Below are 18,656 nucleotides of genomic sequence, written 5' to 3' on the forward strand. Positions count from 1 at the left end.
ACTACCGACCCACTTACGCAACCCCTAGTGGGGCGTTGCAGACATTCACCCCTCTTCATTCGAGCTGCCGCATCCATGAGTCTGTTCTCTGCCGTCGAAATGGCTCCGCGCGACCCCATTCTGGGCCTCAACGAAGCATTCAACGCCGATACCCGCCCCAACAAGGTCAACCTCGGTGTTGGCGTGTACACCAATGAAGATGGGCGAATTCCGCTATTGCGGGCCGTGGCAGAAGCAGAAAATGCGCTGACTGCCACCCATGCGCCCCGCGGCTACTTGCCGATTGAGGGCATCGCCGCTTACGACCAGGCCGTGCAGACCCTGTTGTTCGGCGCCGACTCGGCCCTGATGAAGGAAGGCCGGGTGATTACTGCCCAGGCCCTGGGCGGCACTGGCGCGTTGAAAATCGGTGCGGACTTTCTCAAGCGTTTGCTGCCTGATGCAGCGGTTGCCATCAGCGATCCGAGCTGGGAAAACCATCGCGCACTGTTCGAGGCGGCGGGCTTCCCCGTGCGCAACTACCGCTACTACGATGCCTTCAGCAATGGGGTGAATCGCGGCGGCCTGTTTGAAGACCTGAAAAACCTACCCGCCCGGTCGATCGTAGTATTGCATGCCTGCTGCCACAACCCGACCGGCGTCGACCTGAGCATGGACGACTGGCAGGCCATTCTCGAAATCCTGCGCGAGCGCGAGCACGTACCCTTCCTCGACATCGCCTACCAGGGTTTTGGCGACGGCATCGAAGAAGACGCCGCCGCCGTGCGCCTGTTCGCCGAGTCCGGCCTGACCTTCTTTGTCTCCAGCTCCTTCTCCAAGTCGTTCTCGCTGTATGGCGAACGAGTCGGCGCGCTGTCCATCGTTACCGGCTCGAAAGACGAAACCGGTCGGGTGCTGTCGCAACTCAAGCGCGTAATCCGCACCAACTATTCGAACCCGCCGACTCACGGCGCCAGCGTGGTCGCCGCGGTGCTCAACAGCCCCGAGCTGCGCGCCATGTGGGAAGCCGAACTGGGCGAAATGCGTGAACGCATTCGCGCCATGCGCATGGCCATGGTCGAACAACTGACCGCCCTGGGCGCCAAGCGCGACTTCAGCTTCGTCGCCCAGCAGCGCGGCATGTTCTCCTACTCGGGCCTCACCACCGAGCAGGTGGAGCGCCTGAAGAACGAGTTCGGCATCTACGCGGTCGGCACCGGCCGCATCTGCGTCGCGGCACTCAACCACAAGAACCTGGATTCGGTCACTCGCGCCATCGCCCAGGTTCTCTGAGCGGGCCAGGGAAAGTCCTAGATACTTGACTTTCCCTTCCTAATCAGTAGGATACGTATCGTTGTTCCGCGATAGCTCAGTCGGTAGAGCAAATGACTGTTAATCATTGGGTCCCAGGTTCGAGTCCTGGTCGCGGAGCCAAATTCGAGAGCCCAGCCATCCAGCTGGGCTTTTTATTGCCTGCGGACTCTCACCGGGACTGCGTCCCAGGTTATTCGCCAAGGCTCACCCCTCCGGGGCCGCGCTGAAGCGCGTTCAGCGACGCTGTCGAGTCCTGGTCGCGGAGCCAAATTCAAGAGCCCAGCCATCCAGCTGGGCTTTTTATTGCCTGCGGACTCTCAGCAGCACTGTCTTTAGGAAGCTGACGAGTGCATCGATCCAGCTAAACAGCGGAAAATCGCTGCAGTTGCATTTCCCGCAGGCGGCTCAGGGTGCGGCGGAACGGGAATGCCAGGTAACCCTCGGTGTAGAGCGTTTCCAGCGGCACCCGAGCTTCCAGGTAGAGCGGCACGCGGCGGTCGTAGCATTCATCCACCAACGCAATGAAGCGTCGTACGCTATCGTCATGCGCCGCCAGCGCGGGCAGCTCGCGATCGCCGGCCAGCACCCGTTCGATGCCGTCCTCGGTACCACGGGCGATATTACCTGGCCTCTGTTGGCCGCTCAGTGCCGGCACTTCGCTGAGCACAATCACCGAGAAACGATCGCACAGGGCAATAAAATCCAGTGCCGAGATTGGCTGCTCGCACAGATCGGCAAAGCGGCACCAAAGCACTGCCGCAGCCCTCTGCACGACGCTAATTGAGCGTTGCCCGAGTAAAACGGGCGTATCAGTGGAGCGCTCGCCTGCCGTTAATCGACGGAAAACCTCCGGCAGCGCACTGGGCCGATCCGACTCGGCCTGCCAATAGCGCTGATGCTGTATGCCTGGATGCAGGCGGTGGTCCTGACCACCATCGACACTGACTACCTGCATGTACTGGTTGATGGCGACTATCGCCGGGATAAAGCGCTGCCGATTGAAACCGTCGGCATACAGCTGTTCCGGCATCTGGTTGGACGTGGCAACCAGCACCACACCCTCCTCGAACATCAGCCGCAACAAGCCCCCGACCAATATGGCATCGCCAATATCACTGACGAATAACTCGTCAAAACACAGCACCCGGACCTCGACGCTCAGCTCACGAGCCAAAGCCCGCAAGGGATCGGGCGTGCCGGTCAATTGGAACAGGCGGCGGTGCACCCAGCGCATGAAATGATGAAAATGCTGACGCCGCGCAGGCACCCGCAGGCTTTGATAGAACTGATCCATAAGCCAGGTCTTGCCGCGCCCTACCGGCCCCCAGAGATACACCCCACTGACTGGCTGGGCAGCGGCCTCTGGTTGATGCAGCGCCCCATGGCAACTTTCCAGCGAGCTCACCGCCCGCTGCTGGGCCTCATCCGCCTGGAAACCATGCTGTTCGATAGCATGCTGGTAGATCGCCTGGGGAGACATCACATTCATCGAAAAGATAACCGTCGGTTGATCTGCACCTGTTTATGCCAGGTCACGTCATTACAGGACGACCAATGGCCGCCCAGAAAACGCGCACTGTATGGCAGAGCCAGGCTTGCGGTCACCCCCAGAATACAAAAAGGCCGGTCAGCGACCGGCCTTCGTTTTCCAGCGATTCGGCTAATTGATGCTCAGCTTGTCGCGATTCTTCGCCAGAATGGACTCACCGATACCCTTGACCTCGAGCAACTCGTCAACCGAAGCGAATGCGCCATGGGCATCACGGTAAGCCACGATAGCCAGGGCCTTGGTCTCGCCGATACCGCTCAGTTCACGCTGGAGCGTCGGAGCATCGGCGGTATTGAGATTGACCATGCCGACCTCAGCCACTTGCACGGCCGCAGCCTTAGCGGGTGCAGTCTTGCTGGTTTCGGCGGCGGATACGCTGAGAACGGTTGCGGTCAGAACAGCACACAGCAGGGAAGAGAGATAGCGCTTATGCATGTTGGAACTCCATTTCAGAAAAGCTCAAGTCGACGCGCGGGACATCCATGCGCCGCGCAATTCAAGTTAGCCGCCATCATCGCCTTGTCAAATTAACTCACGCAGTTTTGTCGCCTTTTCGCTGCTACGCACTGCAGGGCAGACCGCCGCGTAAATCACTAAATACTATCGATTGAATATAATTGAGTCATTTCATCAATCGACATTGAGCCACTAGCCTCAGATCTCACGATAATTATTCTCATCAGAGTCCTGCCATGCTCAAGACCCTAACCTTCACCCTGATGCACTTTTGTATCGCTTTTTCGGTGACCTATGCGCTGACCGGCAGTGTTGCGGCAAGTGGCTTGGTGGCTGCACTCGAACCACTGTGCGACTCGGTCGGTTTCTACTTCCATGAGAAGGTCTGGCAGCACCTGGAGATCCGTTCGGGCCCGCCCACAGCGCGACCAACACACTCCTGGTTACCCCCTCAGGCTTAAAGACTGATGAAAGAAAGCAACGTCGCGACGGCCGTGGGTTAATCGTAAAAACAGCCGACCGCATGGGTATGACTTGCAAGCCCCCATGCCCTCACTGCATGCTCGCCTGATCCACAGTTCAAGGAACGACCATGCCCCAGTTGCACATCCGCAGTGCCCAGCGTGACGATGTTGCGTTGATTCTCGGCTTTATCCGCGAACTGGCCGAGTATGAAAAGCTCAGCGACCAGGTGGTCGCCGACCCCGTACAAATGGCCGAGCACCTGTTCGGTTCGCGGCCCTTTGCCGAGGTACTGATCGGCGAGGTGGATGGTGCCGCCGCCGGCTTTGCTCTGTTCTTCCACAATTATTCGACCTTCCTTGGTAAACCCGGTATCTATCTGGAGGATCTCTATGTACGCTCCAGCGCCCGCGGTACGGGCCTGGGCAAGGCCTTGCTCGGCAAGCTGGCAAGCCTGGCTATAGAGCGTGGCTGCGGGCGCCTGGAATGGTCGGTACTAGACTGGAACGAGCCAGCCATCGGCTTCTATCAGCGTCTGGGAGCCGAGCCGCTGGGTGACTGGACGGTGTATCGCCTGACCGGCCCTGCGCTGCACGACCTGAGTCAAACATAGGTTTGACCGGCACTTTGTGAAGGTTTCGCTGTCCAACATTTCCAACTCGATCAATCCGTGATCAATCCGCTCTCTTTTAAAGGGATTTAAGTCATGCCGCTTGTATATCGTCTCGCTGCTCTGCTTTGCGGCATAACCCTCGGCGGGCCACTGTTGGCAGCTGATATCGACGCGCAAAGCTATGGTTACCCTCTGACTAACCCGTTCGAGGCGACCATCGCCACCACGCCACCCGAACTGCAACCGCAACTGCCGGCCGATGCCGACATTGACCAGGAGGACTACCGGGTCAAACTGCGCCCGGAGCGCGAGTTTGAATTGCCGGATAACTTCTGGCCGGTGACCAAGATGGGTTATAGCCTGGCCGAGCAAAAAGGTGAGGCCCCGCTGATTTTCATCATCGCCGGCACGGGCATGCCGTATAACAGCAGCACGGCGGAATACCTGAAAAAACTGTTCTACGGTGCCGGATACCACGTCGTGCAGCTATCCTCACCGACCAGCTACGATTTCATGAGCGCCGCCTCTCGCTCCGCCACACCGGGACTCACCGGCGAAGATGCCGACGACCTCTATCGTGCGATGCAGGCCGTGCGCGCCCAGCACCCACGTCTGCAGGTCAGTGCTTTCAACCTGGTGGGTTACAGCCTGGGCGCCCTGCAAGCGGCATTCGTCAGCCAACTCGACGAAACCCGGCGTAGCTTCAATTTCAAACGTGTGCTGATGCTCAACCCGCCGGTCAATCTCTACACCTCGACCGGCAACCTAGACCGCCTGGTACAAACCCAGGTCGAGGGCATCAACAACAGCACCACCTTCTACGAGACGGTGCTGGCCAAGCTGACCCGCTATTTCCAGGCCAAGGGTTATGTTGACCTCAACGATGCGATGCTCTTCGATTTCCAGCGCTCCAAGGAGCAGCTTTCCGATGAGCAGATGGCCATGCTGATTGGTACCGTGTTCCGCTTTGCTGCTGCCGACATCGCGTTCACCTCAGACCTGATCAACAGGCGTGGTGTGATCACCCCGGCGCGCTACCCGATCAACGACAGCACAAGCCTCACACCGTTCTTCAAGCGCGCCCTGCAATGCAACTTCGACTGCTACATCAGCGAGCAGCTGATCCCGATGTGGCGAGCGCGCGATGACGGCGGCAGCATCACCCAAATGATCGACCAGATCAGTCTCTATGCCGTCGAGGACTACCTGAAAAACTCCAGCAAGATCGCCGTGATGCACAATGCCGATGACTTCATCCTCGGCCCTGGCGATCTGGGCTTTCTGCGCAGAACCCTGGGTGATCGTCTGACCGTCTACCCATTCGGCGGGCACTGCGGCAACCTCAACTACCGCGTCAACAGCGACGCCATGCTGGAGTTCTTCCGTGGTTAAGCCTCTTGCTACAACCCTGCTGCTGACCCTGCTCATGATCAGCGGCCTGACCCAGGCCCAGCATCAGGCCGACGAAGACGGCTTCAAGCGCCCCCTGGATCACCTGCAGTTTAATCCGGGCCTGAATCAGCGCGAATTCGAGCGCTCGACCCTCGATGCCCTGACTGTCTATGACCCCCTGGAGTCCTGGAACCGGCGCGTCTACCACTTCAACTACCGCTTCGATCAATGGGTGTTTCTGCCCATAGTCGACGGTTATCGCTATATCACCCCGACTGTCGTGCAACATGGGGTGAGCAACTTCTTCAGCAACCTCGGCGACGTGCCCAACCTGCTCAACAGCGTGCTGCAGCTCAAAGCCAAGCGCTCAATGGAAACCACCGCGCGCCTGTTGCTCAATACCACCATCGGCGTGGCCGGGCTGTGGGATCCGGCAAGCCGCATGGGTCTGCCAAAACAGCGCGAAGACTTCGGCCAGACATTGGGGTTCTATGGTGCACCGGCCGGGCCTTACCTGATGCTGCCGCTGCTCGGCCCCTCCAACCTGCGCGACACTGGCGGACTGGTGGTGGATTTCAGCGCCAAGAGTCAGGTCAACTGGCTGAACGTGGCCGAGGCCACCAACAGCCATCCGGAAATCTTTTTGCTCGAGACGGTCGACCAGCGCTCCACTGTCAACTTTCGTTACGGCCAGCTCAATTCGCCGTTCGAGTACGAGAAAATCCGCTACTTCTACAATGAGTCGCGCAAGCTGTTGATTGTCGAGTAAGCCGACCGCTTGACCATAGGGTCGCCCCAGGGTTTTAACCTGGCGCGACCCTTGTTCTTTCAGGAGTACCCCCATGCGTGTCGCCCAACTGGCCAAAGCCGCTACCGTCAGCGCGGAGACTGTGCGCCATTACACCGACCTCGGCTTACTGCGTCCCAGCCGCGATCCGCATAACGGCTATCAGCACTACGTCAACGACGACCTGCAGCGCCTGCGCTTTATCGCCCGCGCTCGCCGCCTGGGCTTCAGTCTCAAGGACGTGCAGAGCATTCTCGCCCGCGCCGACAGTGGTACCGCGCCCTGCAGCGAAGTTCGCGACCTGCTTGGCGAACGCCTGCTTACCCTGCAGGCGCATATCGAGGAATGTCAGCGTCTGGCCCTGGTGATGCGCAATGCGCTTGACGAGTGGGCCGAGAAACCTGAATGCGCCCCGGATGGCCAGGCCATCTGCCGGCTGATCGAAGATTTCGAACTGCCCAGCGAAAATCGTCCAGCCACGCCCTGCCCGGCCCACTAGCCATCTAATAAACTGATGATTATCCCGCGTATTTCGCAACCATCGATCTGATTGACCGGCATATGATGGGCATATTCCAACTTGAGGAGGTGCCCGATGAATCCACTGCGCAGCGTACTCGCCATCCAACCTGGCCAACCCGCGTCCGACGGTGCAGGGGTGCGCTTGAACCGGGTGATTGGCGGCGGCGGGATCGAGCGCTTCGACCCCTTCCTGATGCTCGATGAATTCGCCTCGGACAATCCTGACGACTACATCGCCGGCTTCCCGCCGCACCCCCACCGCGGTTTCGAGACCATCACCTACATGCTCGAAGGCCGCATGCGCCATGAAGACCACCTGGGCAATGTCGGTCTATTGCAAAGCGGCGGCGTGCAGTGGATGACCGCCGCCCGCGGCATCATCCACAGCGAAATGCCCGAGCAGGAACAAGGGCTCATGCGCGGCTTCCAGCTGTGGCTCAACCTGCCGGCCAAGGACAAGCTCGGCGATCCCGGCTACCGCGACATTCCGGCCAGCGAGATTCCGCACCTGACCACCTCCGCCGGGGTCGAGGTGGTGGTGATCGCCGGGCAGTTCGACGACGGCGACGTGCAGCAAAGCGGCGCGGTGCAGCGTCCGCATACCGAGCCACATCTGTTCGATTTGCGCCTGCCAGCCGGCAGCCAGATCGCTCCGCGCCTACCGGAAGGCCATCGCGCCATGCTCTATGTCTACGCCGGTACGCTTGAATTACCAGGCGCCAGTGCGCAGGCAGTACCGGCCGGACGCCTGGTGCGCTTGTCCGACAGTGGGGAGCTGCTGCTAAGCAGCCGCGACGGCGCCCAGCTGCTGCTGATCGCCGGCAAGCCGCTGGGCGAGCCCATCGTGCAATACGGGCCATTCGTGATGAATACCCAGGAAGAAATCGAGCAGGCGCTACGCGACTTCCGTGATGGCGTGCTGGCCTGATACGCGGCGCATGGCCCTGGACCCGATGTTCATGCGCAAGGACTGCAACAGCGTAGGAGGGGATGACGCTTAACCCGCCACCAGCAACGGTGGCGTAGGCTCCCAAGGCCCTATGAACCCGGAAACTCTCCCGCCCCGACGGCAGCGGTGGGCTGAAGCGGATCGCCGCCCCGCCCACCCGACGACAGCGTTACTGCGCGTACCGGCGGTACAGGCCCGGTGGCACGCCGCTGCTGTCGGTCGGTTGCCACGGCCCTTGCGGATTGGTCGCCCAACTCCAGCCACTGCTCCAGCGGTAGTAGGTGCGCTCGCGGTAATACAGATCGCGCGCGCCTTCTACTACATAGACCCCCAACCCCGCATCCCAGTGGCTTTGCGCCCCTGGCGGTGGCGCATAGCGCGGATGTGACTTGGTCACTGGCAATTGACCGATCGGCGCCGTGCTCTGCACCGCACAGCCGGCCAGACTCGACAAGCCGATGGCCAGGACAATCGCTCGCCATCGGCTCATTGCGCTTGGCCTTCGGCGGTATCGATGGTCAGTTGTTGCGGCTCGGTGGTGCTGCTGGCCAATGGTTGGCTGCGGCCAATCCATTCACCGGCGGTGGCATCGCCGCTGCGCGAAATCCGTGCGACCAACAGGACTTGCTCGAATCCGGAAATTTTCAGCTGCGGCATCATCGCGTCACTGTCCGACAGACTGACCTCGGCCGGCAGATCGGCCACGGTCAGGCGCTTGACCGCCAGCGGCATCGGCGGACCGGACGCGGCACGGGCAAAGACGAACACGCTGTCGTTCGGCTGTACCTTGTCTTTCAGTGCCGCAGCCAGGTCGACCTTGACGGTCAATTGCTGGGGCACGGCGGCAACTGGCGGTGCATCCGTCGGCGCAGCAAGGCGTTCACGGGCACGGGCAATTCCGCCCTGAATGGCTTGCCGTGAGGGGTCCTGTTCAGGCAATACGGCCACCAGACGTTCCCAGAAGCCAATGGCCTTCTCGAAACGCCCTTCCTCATAAGCGGCAATGCCGAGCAGGCCGAGACTGGTGACTTCCGCCGGGTCGGCCTTCAACGCTTCATCGGTCAGCGCCTGCAGCTGCTCGGTCCACTGTTTGTCGCTTGCGAAATACAAGGCCTGGGCCCACTGGCCGAGCAACTCCGGCTCGCGCCCGCTGTTCTCCACCGCGCGTTCGAACGCTGTGGCAGCGTCAGCTGCACGCCCCTGGGCCATGTAGGTACGACCGAGGAAATACCAGCCTTCGGCGGACTTCGGATCAGCCTTCACCGACGCCTCCAGGCGCGCGGTCATCGCTTCGATGGTCTGCGGCTGCTCGGCGAAGGTCCGCGCGCGTTCGACGTCGTCGATCGCGCCCCAATAGAGGTACAAGCCGTAACCCAGCAGCGGCATCAGCAAGGCGGCGGTCAGCGGCACCTTGCTGCCGAGCACGCCGACCCTGGCCTTGCTCTCGGCACCCTCGGTGTCGGCCAACAGTTCGCGGGCCGCTTCGTCGCGACCGTTTTGCCATTGCTCATCGCTCAGCGCACCGGCCTGGCGCTGATTCTCCAGCTCCTGCAGGCGTTCCTGATAGAGGGTGACATTCAATGCGGTGCGGTCTTCTTCGGCCTGGGCCTTGCGGCCTCGCAGGACCGGTATCAGCAGAAAACCCAGGGCAGCCAGCAACAGCAGGCCGGCGGACAGCCAGAATTCGATCATCGGTCTTTCTTATCCTGAGGCGTGTGATTTAACAGGGCAGCCAGGCGTTGCTGTTCATCGGCGGAAAGACCGCTCGAGCCCACGGACTTTCTGCCCCGGCGACGCAGTACCACCACGCCGAGCAGCACGAAGCCACTGAGCAACAGACCGGCCGGGCCATACCAGAGCAACAGGGTGCGCGCCGTGACCGGCGGCTTGTAGAGGACGAAATCGCCATAACGCGAGACCAGGAAATCGATGATCTGCTCGTTGCTCTGGCCCTCCCCCATCATCCGATAGACCTCGGCACGCAGATCCATGGCAATCGGCGCATCGGAATCCGCGATGTTCTGGTTCTGGCACTTGGGGCAGCGCAGTTCCTCAATCAGGCTGCGATAACGCTGACGCTGCGCCTCGTCGGCGAACTCGTAGGTATCGATGGCCGCCTGGGCGGTGCCGAGCAGGACCAGGCCGAGCACGGCGGCGCTGAGCAAACGCTTCATGGTGTGACCTCGTCGACCAGCGTTTGATACAGCGGCGCCAGTTTTTCGCGCCAGACCCGCTCGTCGATCACACCAACGAACTTGTGGCGAATGATGCCGTCCTTGTCGATCAGGAAGGTCTCGGGCGCGCCGTACACACCCAGATCCAGACCCAGCGAACCGCGTGCATCATTGATATTGAGCTCGTAGGGGTCGTGGAAGTCGGCCAACCACTTCTGTGCCGCGGCGTTGTCATCCTTGTAATTGACCCCATGGATGGTCACGCCCAGCTGCGCCAGCTTGTTCAATACCGGATGCTCGACCCGGCAAGAGACACACCAGGTGGCCCAGACATTGACCAGTGCCGGCTGGCCCTTGAGGTCTTCCTGGCTGATGCTTTTATCGCCCTCTACCGCGGGCAGGGAAAACGCCGGGAATGGCTTGCCGATCAACGCCGAAGGCAACTCGGAGGGATCGAGGAACAGACCGCGGTAGAGAAACAGCGCCACGCCGAGAAAGATCGCCAGCGGCAACAACAGAATCAGCCGCTTCATGCTTGCGCTCCCGCCATGCCCAGGGCCTCCCGCACGCGGGTGGTCACCTTCATCCGGTAGCGCTTGTCGGATGCCGAGAGGAAGCCACCAAAGCCCATCAGCAAGGCGCCGAACCAGATCCAGCGCACGAACGGCTTGATGTGTACGCGCACGGCCCAGGCACCCTCTTCCAGCGGTTCACCCAGGGCAACGAACAGGTCGCGGGTGATGCCGGCGTCGATCCCGGCCTCGGTCATTACCGATTGCTGCACGGTATACAGGCGCTTCTCCGGGTGCAGCACGGCGATCTGCTGGCCGTCTTCAAGGATGCGCACGGTGCCTTTGTCCGAGGTGAAATTCGGCCCTTCGAAGTGTTCGGCGCCCTCGAAGATGAATTGGTAACCACCCATTTCCACCGAGTCGCCTGGTGCCATGCGCATGTCACGCTCGAAGCTACCCATGCTGGTGAGGATAACCCCAAGCGCGCACACGGCCAGGCCGAGGTGCGCCGTCTGCATGCCCCAGTAGCTGCGGGTCAGGCTTGGCAGGCCCCTGAGCAGGCCCTTGTGGCGGGTCTTGGCATGAATGTCGCGCACTCCAGCCAATACCACCCAAGCGGACAACAGGCAGACACCCAATACCGCCCAACTGAAATCGCCAAGCATGAAGGTCGCCAGTACCGCCAATACCACGCTGCCGATCAATACCGGGGCCAGCATGCCAAGCAACCAACGCAGCGGCGTGTCCTTCCAGCGCACCAGCACACCGATCGCAATCATCGCCATCAGCAGGCCCATCAGCGGCACGAACAGCGCGTTGAAGTACGGCGGACCCACCGACAGCTTGGCCCCGGTCATGGCATCCAGCACCAGCGGATAGAGGGTGCCGAGCAGAATCATGGCGGCCGCCACCACCAGGATCAGGTTATTCACGAACAACAGGGTCTCGCGCGACCAGAGGGCGAAACCGACCTGACTCTTGACCACCGGCGCCCGGATGGCGAACAGGGCCAGCGACCCGCCGACCACGATTAACAGGAAGGCCAGGATGAACACGCCGCGCGCAGGGTCGGTGGCAAACGCATGCACCGAGGTCAGTACCCCGGAACGGACCAGAAAGGTGCCGAGCAGACTCAGGGAGAAGGCGGCAATCGCCAGCAGCACCGTCCAGCTCTTGAACACCCCGCGTTTCTCGGTCACTGCCAGAGAGTGGATCAGTGCGGTACCGACCAGCCAGGGCATGAAGGAGGCGTTCTCCACCGGGTCCCAGAACCACCAGCCGCCCCAGCCGAGTTCGTAATAGGCCCACCAGGAGCCGAGGGCGATGCCGATGCCGAGGAAGGCCCAGGCAACTATGGTCCAGGGCCGCGACCAGCGCGCCCAGGCCGCATCCAGCTTGCCGCCGAGCAAGGCGGCGATGGCGAAAGCGAAGGCCACCGAGAAACCGACGTAGCCCATGTAGAGCATCGGCGGATGGATGATCAGGCCGAAATCCTGCAGCAGCGGGTTGAGGTCGCGGCCGTCCATCGGAGTGTTCGGCAGCAAGCGCTCGAAAGGGTTGGAGGTGACGATCAGGAATAGCAGGAAGCCAATACTGATCATGCCCATCACCCCGAGCACGCGGGCGAGCATCTCCTCGGGCAACTGACGGGAGAAGATCGACACGGCAAAGGTCCAGCCGGCCAGGATCAATGCCCAGAGCAGCAGCGAGCCCTCGTGGGCGCCCCACACCGCACTGAACTTGTAGTACCAAGGCAGCGCGCTGTTGGAGTTATGGGCCACATAGGCAACGGAAAAGTCGTCGACCATGAAGGCATAGGTCAGGCACAGGAAGGCGAAGACCAGGAAGGCGAACTGGCCCCAGGCTGCGGGCTGCGCCAGGCTCATCCACTGCCGATCGCCGCGCCAGGCACCGATCATCGGCAGGCTGGCCTGTACCAGGCTCAGGCACAGGGCCAGGATCATCGCCAGATGGCCGAGTTCAGGAATCATTGCGCACCCCCTTGTGTGGCCGCGTCATGCTTTTGCTTCATTGCGCTTTGCTCCAAGGCCTGCATGACTTCCGGCGGCATGTAGTTTTCATCATGCTTGGCCAGCACCTGGTCAGCGATCAACACGCCATCGGCATTGACCTTGCCCATGGCCACGATGCCCTGGCCTTCGCGGAACAGGTCAGGAAGGATGCCGCTGTAGCGAATGGTCACGCTTTCCGCTCCGTCGGTCACCACGAAGTCGGTTTCCAGGGAATCGCTGGAGCGCTTGACCGACCCCTCTTCCACCAGCCCGCCAGCGCGGATGCGCGTGTCTTGTGGCGCCTCGCCGTTGGCGATCTGGGTCGGCGTATAGAACAGGTTGATATTCTGCTGCAGCGCACTCAGGGCCAAGGCCACGGCGATACCCACGCCGGCGAGGATCGCCAGGATGATGAACAGGCGCTTCTTGCGAACAGGCTTCATTGCAATTTCTCCCGGCGCAAGCGACGCGCCTCGTCTTGCAGGTAACGGCGGCGTGCCAAAAGCGGCAGTACGATATTCAGCGCCAGCACGGCCACGCTGATGCCAAAGGACGACCAGACGTAGGCGCCATGAGTGCCCATGGCGAGAAACTCGGCAAACGAGTTGAAGCTCATAGTTTTTTCTCCACCTGAGCTTTGACCTCGGCCATGGCCCAGCTGCTGCGCGCCTCACGCTTGAGCACCTCGAGGCGCATGCGCAGCAACAATACGACACCGAAGAAACAGTAGAAGCCAAGCACCATGATCAGCAGTGGCAGCCACATTTCCAGCGGCATGGCCGGTTTTTCGATCACGCTGAAAGTGGCGGGTTGGTGCAGGGTATTCCACCATTCCACCGAGTATTTGATGATCGGGATGTTGATCACCCCGACGATGGCCAAGACCGCACAAGCCTTGGCCGCACTGTCGCGGTTGGTGATGGCCTGGCCGAGAGCGATCACACCAAAATACAGGAACAAGAGGATCAGCATCGAGGTCAGGCGTGCATCCCAGACCCAGTAGGTGCCCCAGGTCGGCTTGCCCCAGATGGCGCCAGTCACCAATGCGATCACGGTCATCCAGGCCCCAATGGGTGCCGCCTGTTGTACCGCGACATCGGCGATCTTCATTTTCCACACCAGGCCGACCACACCGGCCACCGCCAGCATGACGTAGACCGACTGGGCCAGAAACGCTGCCGGCACATGGATATAGATGATGCGGAAGCTGTTGCCCTGCTGGTAGTCCGGTGGCGCAAACGCCAGCCCCCAGACAATCCCAACCGCCAGCAACACTATGGCAGCCGCGCTCAGCCAGGGCAGCAAGCGTCCGCTGATTTCATAAAACCACTTGGGCGAGCCCAGCTTGTGAAACCACGTCCAGTTCATCAGATTACTCATCATTCTCCGAGGTAATGGCCGCGCATTGGCCGTCCTCGGTAGCACGGTTGTAGATCACTCGCCGACACTAATCGTCAGACCGGCGGCAATCGCAAAAGGTGTCAAGGTCACCGCCAAGGCGGTGAGGCTGGCCAGCCACAACAGGTGACCAACCGCCGGCAATCCTTGCAGGCTGGCTTGCAACGCCCCGCTGCCAAGAATCAGCACCGGGATATACAGCGGCAGAATCAGCAGCGCCAGCAGCAGGCCGCCACGCTTGAGGCCCACCGTCAGCGCCGCACCGACTGCGCCGAGCAGGCTGAGCACCGGCGTGCCGAGCAGCAGCGAGAGCAACAGCACCGGCAGGCAACGCCCGGGCAAACCGAGCATCAGGGCCAACAAGGGCGCCAGCAGCACCAAGGCCAGGCCAGAAAACAGCCAGTTTGCCAGTACCTTGGCCAATACCAGAAGAGGCAAGGGGTGCGGCGAAAGGACCCACTGTTCCAGCGAGCCATCCTCGAAATCGCTACGAAACATGCCATCCAGCGAGAGCAAGACAGCCAATAATGCCGCCACCCACACAAGACCTGGCGACAGGGTTTGCAACAACTGGGTCTCCGGCCCCACGGCCAACGGAAACAGCGCGATCACGATGGCGAAGAACACCAGCGGATTGGCCAGCTCGGCAGGCCGGCGAAACAACAATCGCGCTTCGCGCGCGACCAATAAACTGAACACATTGCTCATAGAATACGCTGCCCCAGATCAAGCTCGCGGTAACCGGCGGGCTTGACCGTCAGCGTATGGTGGGTAGTCAGCAGCACCAGACCACCCATTTCGCAGTGCCACGCCAGGTGGTTTTCCAGTTGCGCCACCGCGAGCTTGTCGAGGGCGGTGAAAGGTTCATCGAGGATCCACAATGGTGGCCCGTCCAGATACAAGCGGGCCAGCGCGACACGACGCTGCTGGCCGGCAGACAGGGTATGACAGGGCACATCCTCGAAACCGCGCAGGCCAACGGCCTCCAGCGCCTGCCAGATCGCCGTGCGTTCGGCCGGACGATGCAGCGCACACAACCAGGCCAGGTTTTCTTCGGCCGTGAGCAGACCCTTGATCCCGGCGGCATGGCCAATCCACAACAGATTACGTGCCAGCTCGCTGCGCTGCGAGCCCAGCGGCTGCCCATTCAGGCGGACTTCGCCGGCCGTCGGCTGCATCAGCCCGGCGAGCAAGCGCAGCAGACTGGTCTTGCCACTGCCGTTGGGACCGCAAACCTGCAACATCTCACCGGCCGCCAAACGCAACTCGAGCCGTTCGAACAGCATGCGCCAATCCCGCTCACAGGAGAGCGCCACGGCTTCAAGAAGAGGGCTGGTCACGGCATATGCACCTAAAAAGCGGTTCAAGTCGGCAGTGTCCCGGCCGCTATACTGACGCAAGTTAAATGCGCAGCCGACCCAGACGGGGCGCGATTATACATGCCATGCCCTGCCCCCCGCAGTGGGCATTTTCGACAGGGTGTAACCCGCCAATGAGCGAAATCAGCAGTTCCCGTCCAATCGCGCCAACGCCACCGAGCAGTCGTGCCAGTGCGCCGGCAAGCGACCTGGCACTAAAGCTGCTGCAGCCACTGCAAGGCCTGCTGTCCAGCGGCGAGACCGCCAAGGCCGAGGTGGTCGCCCTCAAGGAAGTCGCGCAGAGCTTCCAGCTGCTGCTCAAGGTGACGCTGAACAATGGGCAGCAGACCACCCTGCAGGCCAGCAGTCCACGCCCCCTGGCCCAAGGCACCGCCCTGATGGTCACGGCACTCTCGGAAAGTCGCCTGGCGGTGGCCCTGCTGGCCGGTGGTGAAAAAGCCCTGACCAGCCTGGACCTCGAACAACTGCCGATCGGCACCATGCTGCAAGGCAAGGTCGTGGCGCGCGAACAGCTGGCCCAAGCCAAAGCACAGCAGGTGCTCTACAAGGTAGTCGTGAGCCTGCTCAACACCCCGCTGGCTGGCAGCAAACTGTCACTGGAAACCCCCCTGGCGCTGCCCCTCGGCAGCCTGCTCAGCGCTCAGGTGCAAGGCAGCCAGGCACTGAGTTTCCTGCCCCTCAGCGGGCGTCTCGATCAGCTCGAGTTAAGCCAGCAACTGGCCAGCCAGCAAAACCGCCAGGGCTCACTGGAGGGCTTGTTCAAGGCCCTGCAAGGTGTAGAGGGCAAGGCGTCACTGCCGGAAGGCCTGCGCACCAGCATCGACAAACTGTTCACGACCCTGCCCGATGCCGCCCAACTCAGCACCGGCAAAGGACTGAGCCAGGCCATGGCAAATAGTGGTTTGTTCCTCGAAAGCAAGCTGCTCGGTGGCCAGGGCCAGGCCCTGCCGACGGACATGAAGGCCAACCTGCTGCGCCTGATCAGCCAACTGCTGCCCACTCTGGCGAGCGGCGCACCGCTGGCCACGGCCAACGCCAGCGCAGCCATGGCCCAGGCGCTGCCGGCATTCGCCCGTGACCTACTCGGGTCCCTGGGCCAATCCAGCGCACGCCAACAGGCCTTACGCTTTCCCCTGCCATCGCGCCTGTTGCAGTCGATGGAGGGTGAAGCGGATCTGCAAACCCTGCTGAAACTGGCCGCCGCCGCCGTCTCGCGCCTGCAAACCCATCAGCTGTCGAGCCTGGCGCAGAGCCAGATCGGCCCGGATGGCAACCTGCTGACCACCTGGCAACTGGAACTGCCCATGCGCGACCAGCAGGCGCTGGTGCCCCTGCAGGTAAAAATCCAGCACGAAGAACCGCAGAAGCCGAATGACCACGAACCCAAGGAATCGCTATGGAAGGTCGAACTGGCCTTTGACCTGGAGCCCCTGGGGCCGTTGCAAGTCCAGGCCCAGCTGGCCCGTGGCAGCCTCTCCAGCCAGCTCTGGGCCGAGCGCCCGCATACCGCCAGCCTGATCGATGCCGAGCTGAACACGCTGCGTGAACGCCTGACCGCCGCCGGCCTGAATGTCGGCGAACTGGCCTGCAATCAAGGCACTCCACCCCAGGGACCAAGGACCAGCCTGGAACAACGCTGGGTTGACGAAACCGCATGAAAACACCAGCACCGCGCCAAGCCATCGCCCTGACCTATGACGGGCAAAACGCGCCCAACCTCAGCGCCAAGGGCGATGACGAGTTGGCCGAAGCGATTCTCGCCATCGCCCGCGAATATGAAGTGCCCATCTACGAGAATGCCGACCTGGTGCGCCTGCTGGCACGCCTGGAACTGGGCGAGGCGATCCCCGAGCAACTGTATCGCTGCATTGCCGAAATCATCGCGTTTGCGTGGCACTTGAAGGGCAAGTGCCCGCCGGGTTTCCAGCGCGACAACGACATCACCCCGCCACTTCCACTGCTCGACGGCCCGCCACGCTGAATAGCAGCGCCAGGCTGCAGATGGCCAGGATTCGGCGCCGATGAAATCAGTGAATGTGGGTTGCGGGGCCGGCTTTTGCCCCCACGCTAAGAGGTTGTGAAAATATGGAGTGTCGTCGTGAGACCGTCTCCAGCCGTTCGCGGCAAGGCACGCTGCAGGCGTTTGGAGATGGCCGCTGTAGGCGGGAGTTGTTTACAAGCGCTCAGCGCCTGGGCTGGTTGAGCTTGCTGATCAGCTCCGCCTCGGCCTTGCTCAGCCCGCAGGACTGGGTCAGGTCATCGACGCTGGCCCCCAGACCAACCAGGCGTGCGGCCTGGGTGAACGACAGACTGCTCGGGTCGCGCTGCTCGATCTGACTGAGCTTGTCCGGCAGTGGCGCAACGATCTGCCGTAGCTCGTGCAGTTCTTCACCCATGCGCACGCTGCCTGCCAGATAGATATCCAGGCGCTTACTCAACTCCTTGATCCGCAGATCGCGCGCCGCATCCCGCTCGGCCTGCAGCGACGCCAGATGGCGCTGCTGCATGGCCAGCCAGACGCAGGTGCCAACCAACCCAAGGCACACCACCCCGAGCAGGAATAGCGCGATCTCAAGCATTAGTTAGATACTCTCCAGCTCGGACCACTCTTCTTCGCTCATCATCTTGTCCAGCTCGACCAGAATCAGTAACTCGCCATTCTTGTTGCACACACCCTGGATGAACTTGGCCGACTCGTCGTTACCGACATTCGGCGCGGTTTCCACCTCGGACTGACGCAGGTAGACCACCTCGGCCACGCTGTCGACCATGATGCCGACCACTTGCTTGTCCGCCTCGATGATCACGACGCGGGTATTGTCGGTGACCGGCGCCGAGTCCAGGCCGAAACGCTGGCGGGTGTCGATCACCGTCACCACATTGCCCCGCAGATTGATGATGCCCAGCACGTAGCTAGGTGCGCCGGGAACGGGAGCGATCTCGGTGTAACGCAGCACTTCCTGAACCTGCATCACATTGATGCCATAGGTTTCATTGTCCAGGTGGAAGGTCACCCATTGCAGGATGGGATCTTCAGCGCCCTGTGCAGAATTCTTCTTCATATCCCTAGCCTCGTCGTAAGCCGCTCTGGGCGGCGTGCGCGGTTCAAACCGCCTGTCATCATCCGTCAGGCTCGCCACAAGGGCGAGCCTATCATT

At 61.5% G+C, this 18,656-nt stretch carries 23 protein-coding genes and 1 tRNA gene; 10 read left to right on the forward strand and 14 right to left on the reverse strand.

The window, feature by feature from the left end:
* Positions 1 to 75 precede the first annotated feature (75 nt).
* Both LJY18_RS10090 and LJY18_RS10095 read left to right on the forward strand, forming a co-directional pair.
* Positions 76 to 1,272: an amino acid aminotransferase gene (locus LJY18_RS10090; RefSeq protein ID WP_238041667.1), complete on the forward strand. Its 1,197-nt coding sequence runs from the start codon at positions 76 to 78 to the stop codon at positions 1,270 to 1,272.
* 65 nt (positions 1,273 to 1,337) lie between these two features.
* A tRNA-Asn gene (locus LJY18_RS10095) sits at positions 1,338 to 1,413 on the forward strand.
* A 241-nt stretch (positions 1,414 to 1,654) separates the two neighbouring features.
* Here LJY18_RS10095 and zapE read toward each other — a convergent pair.
* Together zapE and LJY18_RS10105 are read right to left on the reverse strand one after the other, a co-directional pair.
* On the reverse strand, positions 1,655 to 2,782 hold the full coding sequence (zapE, locus tag LJY18_RS10100) for a cell division protein ZapE (RefSeq protein WP_238041668.1): 1,128 nt from the start codon (positions 2,780 to 2,782) through the stop codon (positions 1,655 to 1,657).
* Positions 2,783 to 2,953: 171 nt separating this feature from the next.
* The gene (locus tag LJY18_RS10105; RefSeq protein ID WP_238041669.1) at positions 2,954 to 3,277 is read right to left on the reverse strand and encodes a ComEA family DNA-binding protein; all 324 of its coding nucleotides are present in this window, start codon (positions 3,275 to 3,277) and stop codon (positions 2,954 to 2,956) included.
* A 257-nt stretch (positions 3,278 to 3,534) separates the two neighbouring features.
* On the opposite strand from LJY18_RS10105, the gene LJY18_RS10110 reads away from it, so the two are divergent.
* The 6 genes from LJY18_RS10110 to LJY18_RS10135 all read left to right on the forward strand — a co-directional run bounded on the left by LJY18_RS10110 (position 3,535) and on the right by LJY18_RS10135 (position 8,002).
* Positions 3,535 to 3,759: a DUF2061 domain-containing protein gene (locus tag LJY18_RS10110; RefSeq protein ID WP_238041670.1), complete on the forward strand. Its 225-nt coding sequence runs from the start codon at positions 3,535 to 3,537 to the stop codon at positions 3,757 to 3,759.
* A 131-nt stretch (positions 3,760 to 3,890) separates the two neighbouring features.
* The gene (locus LJY18_RS10115) at positions 3,891 to 4,373 is read left to right on the forward strand and encodes a GNAT family N-acetyltransferase (protein WP_238041671.1); all 483 of its coding nucleotides are present in this window, start codon (positions 3,891 to 3,893) and stop codon (positions 4,371 to 4,373) included.
* Between the two features lie 93 nt (positions 4,374 to 4,466).
* The gene (locus LJY18_RS10120; RefSeq protein ID WP_238041672.1) at positions 4,467 to 5,765 is read left to right on the forward strand and encodes a serine/threonine protein kinase; all 1,299 of its coding nucleotides are present in this window, start codon (positions 4,467 to 4,469) and stop codon (positions 5,763 to 5,765) included.
* Positions 5,766 to 5,799: 34 nt separating this feature from the next.
* Positions 5,800 to 6,534 carry an MlaA family lipoprotein gene (locus tag LJY18_RS10125; RefSeq protein WP_238041867.1) on the forward strand — a complete coding sequence of 245 codons (735 nt, stop codon included), beginning with the start codon at positions 5,800 to 5,802 and terminating at the stop codon, positions 6,532 to 6,534.
* Positions 6,535 to 6,607: 73 nt separating this feature from the next.
* Positions 6,608 to 7,051, forward strand: coding sequence for a MerR family transcriptional regulator (locus tag LJY18_RS10130; protein ID WP_238041673.1), 444 nt, complete (start codon positions 6,608 to 6,610; stop codon positions 7,049 to 7,051).
* A gap of 96 nt (positions 7,052 to 7,147) precedes the next feature.
* The gene (locus tag LJY18_RS10135) at positions 7,148 to 8,002 is read left to right on the forward strand and encodes a pirin family protein (protein WP_238041674.1); all 855 of its coding nucleotides are present in this window, start codon (positions 7,148 to 7,150) and stop codon (positions 8,000 to 8,002) included.
* A 190-nt stretch (positions 8,003 to 8,192) separates the two neighbouring features.
* On the opposite strand, the gene LJY18_RS10140 is transcribed toward LJY18_RS10135, so the two are convergent.
* The 10 genes from LJY18_RS10140 to ccmA form a co-directional block, all read right to left on the reverse strand.
* On the reverse strand, positions 8,193 to 8,513 hold the full coding sequence (locus LJY18_RS10140; RefSeq protein ID WP_238041675.1) for a hypothetical protein: 321 nt from the start codon (positions 8,511 to 8,513) through the stop codon (positions 8,193 to 8,195).
* Positions 8,510 to 9,715: a c-type cytochrome biogenesis protein CcmI gene (gene ccmI, locus LJY18_RS10145; RefSeq protein WP_238041676.1), complete on the reverse strand. Its 1,206-nt coding sequence runs from the start codon at positions 9,713 to 9,715 to the stop codon at positions 8,510 to 8,512. The genes LJY18_RS10140 and ccmI overlap by 4 nt, the downstream gene beginning before the upstream one ends.
* Positions 9,712 to 10,197: a cytochrome c-type biogenesis protein gene (locus LJY18_RS10150; protein ID WP_238041677.1), complete on the reverse strand. Its 486-nt coding sequence runs from the start codon at positions 10,195 to 10,197 to the stop codon at positions 9,712 to 9,714. Before LJY18_RS10150 ends, ccmI begins: the two co-directional genes overlap by 4 nt.
* A complete protein-coding gene (locus LJY18_RS10155; RefSeq protein ID WP_238041678.1) occupies positions 10,194 to 10,730 on the reverse strand; it encodes a DsbE family thiol:disulfide interchange protein in 537 nt (178 codons plus the stop codon). The genes LJY18_RS10150 and LJY18_RS10155 overlap by 4 nt, the downstream gene beginning before the upstream one ends.
* Positions 10,727 to 12,700: a heme lyase CcmF/NrfE family subunit gene (locus LJY18_RS10160; protein ID WP_238041679.1), complete on the reverse strand. Its 1,974-nt coding sequence runs from the start codon at positions 12,698 to 12,700 to the stop codon at positions 10,727 to 10,729. The genes LJY18_RS10155 and LJY18_RS10160 overlap by 4 nt, the downstream gene beginning before the upstream one ends.
* Positions 12,697 to 13,164: a cytochrome c maturation protein CcmE gene (ccmE, locus tag LJY18_RS10165; protein WP_238041680.1), complete on the reverse strand. Its 468-nt coding sequence runs from the start codon at positions 13,162 to 13,164 to the stop codon at positions 12,697 to 12,699. Before ccmE ends, LJY18_RS10160 begins: the two co-directional genes overlap by 4 nt.
* On the reverse strand, positions 13,161 to 13,337 hold the full coding sequence (gene ccmD / locus LJY18_RS10170; RefSeq protein ID WP_238041681.1) for a heme exporter protein CcmD: 177 nt from the start codon (positions 13,335 to 13,337) through the stop codon (positions 13,161 to 13,163). Before ccmD ends, ccmE begins: the two co-directional genes overlap by 4 nt.
* A complete protein-coding gene (locus LJY18_RS10175) occupies positions 13,334 to 14,092 on the reverse strand; it encodes a heme ABC transporter permease (protein ID WP_238041868.1) in 759 nt (252 codons plus the stop codon). The genes ccmD and LJY18_RS10175 overlap by 4 nt, the downstream gene beginning before the upstream one ends.
* 63 nt (positions 14,093 to 14,155) lie before the next feature.
* Entirely contained in the window at positions 14,156 to 14,827 is a 672-nt protein-coding gene (gene ccmB, locus LJY18_RS10180; protein ID WP_238041682.1) for a heme exporter protein CcmB, read from the reverse strand.
* Entirely contained in the window at positions 14,824 to 15,459 is a 636-nt protein-coding gene (gene ccmA / locus LJY18_RS10185) for a cytochrome c biogenesis heme-transporting ATPase CcmA (protein ID WP_300650390.1), read from the reverse strand. The genes ccmB and ccmA overlap by 4 nt, the downstream gene beginning before the upstream one ends.
* 152 nt (positions 15,460 to 15,611) lie before the next feature.
* On the opposite strand from ccmA, the gene fliK reads away from it, so the two are divergent.
* Positions 15,612 to 17,156: a flagellar hook-length control protein FliK gene (gene fliK / locus LJY18_RS10190; protein ID WP_238041683.1), complete on the forward strand. Its 1,545-nt coding sequence runs from the start codon at positions 15,612 to 15,614 to the stop codon at positions 17,154 to 17,156.
* Positions 17,153 to 17,479, forward strand: coding sequence for an EscU/YscU/HrcU family type III secretion system export apparatus switch protein (locus LJY18_RS10195; RefSeq protein WP_238041684.1), 327 nt, complete (start codon positions 17,153 to 17,155; stop codon positions 17,477 to 17,479). Before fliK ends, LJY18_RS10195 begins: the two co-directional genes overlap by 4 nt.
* A gap of 202 nt (positions 17,480 to 17,681) precedes the next feature.
* On the opposite strand, the gene LJY18_RS10200 is transcribed toward LJY18_RS10195, so the two are convergent.
* Both LJY18_RS10200 and LJY18_RS10205 read right to left on the reverse strand, forming a co-directional pair.
* Positions 17,682 to 18,077, reverse strand: coding sequence for a DUF2802 domain-containing protein (locus tag LJY18_RS10200; protein WP_238041685.1), 396 nt, complete (start codon positions 18,075 to 18,077; stop codon positions 17,682 to 17,684).
* Positions 18,078 to 18,080: 3 nt separating this feature from the next.
* On the reverse strand, positions 18,081 to 18,560 hold the full coding sequence (locus tag LJY18_RS10205; RefSeq protein ID WP_238041686.1) for a chemotaxis protein CheW: 480 nt from the start codon (positions 18,558 to 18,560) through the stop codon (positions 18,081 to 18,083).
* Between the last annotated feature and the right edge of the window lie 96 nt (positions 18,561 to 18,656).

The organism is Pseudomonas sp. MMS21 TM103, assembly GCF_022132145.1.
GTDB lineage: Bacteria > Pseudomonadota > Gammaproteobacteria > Pseudomonadales > Pseudomonadaceae > Aquipseudomonas.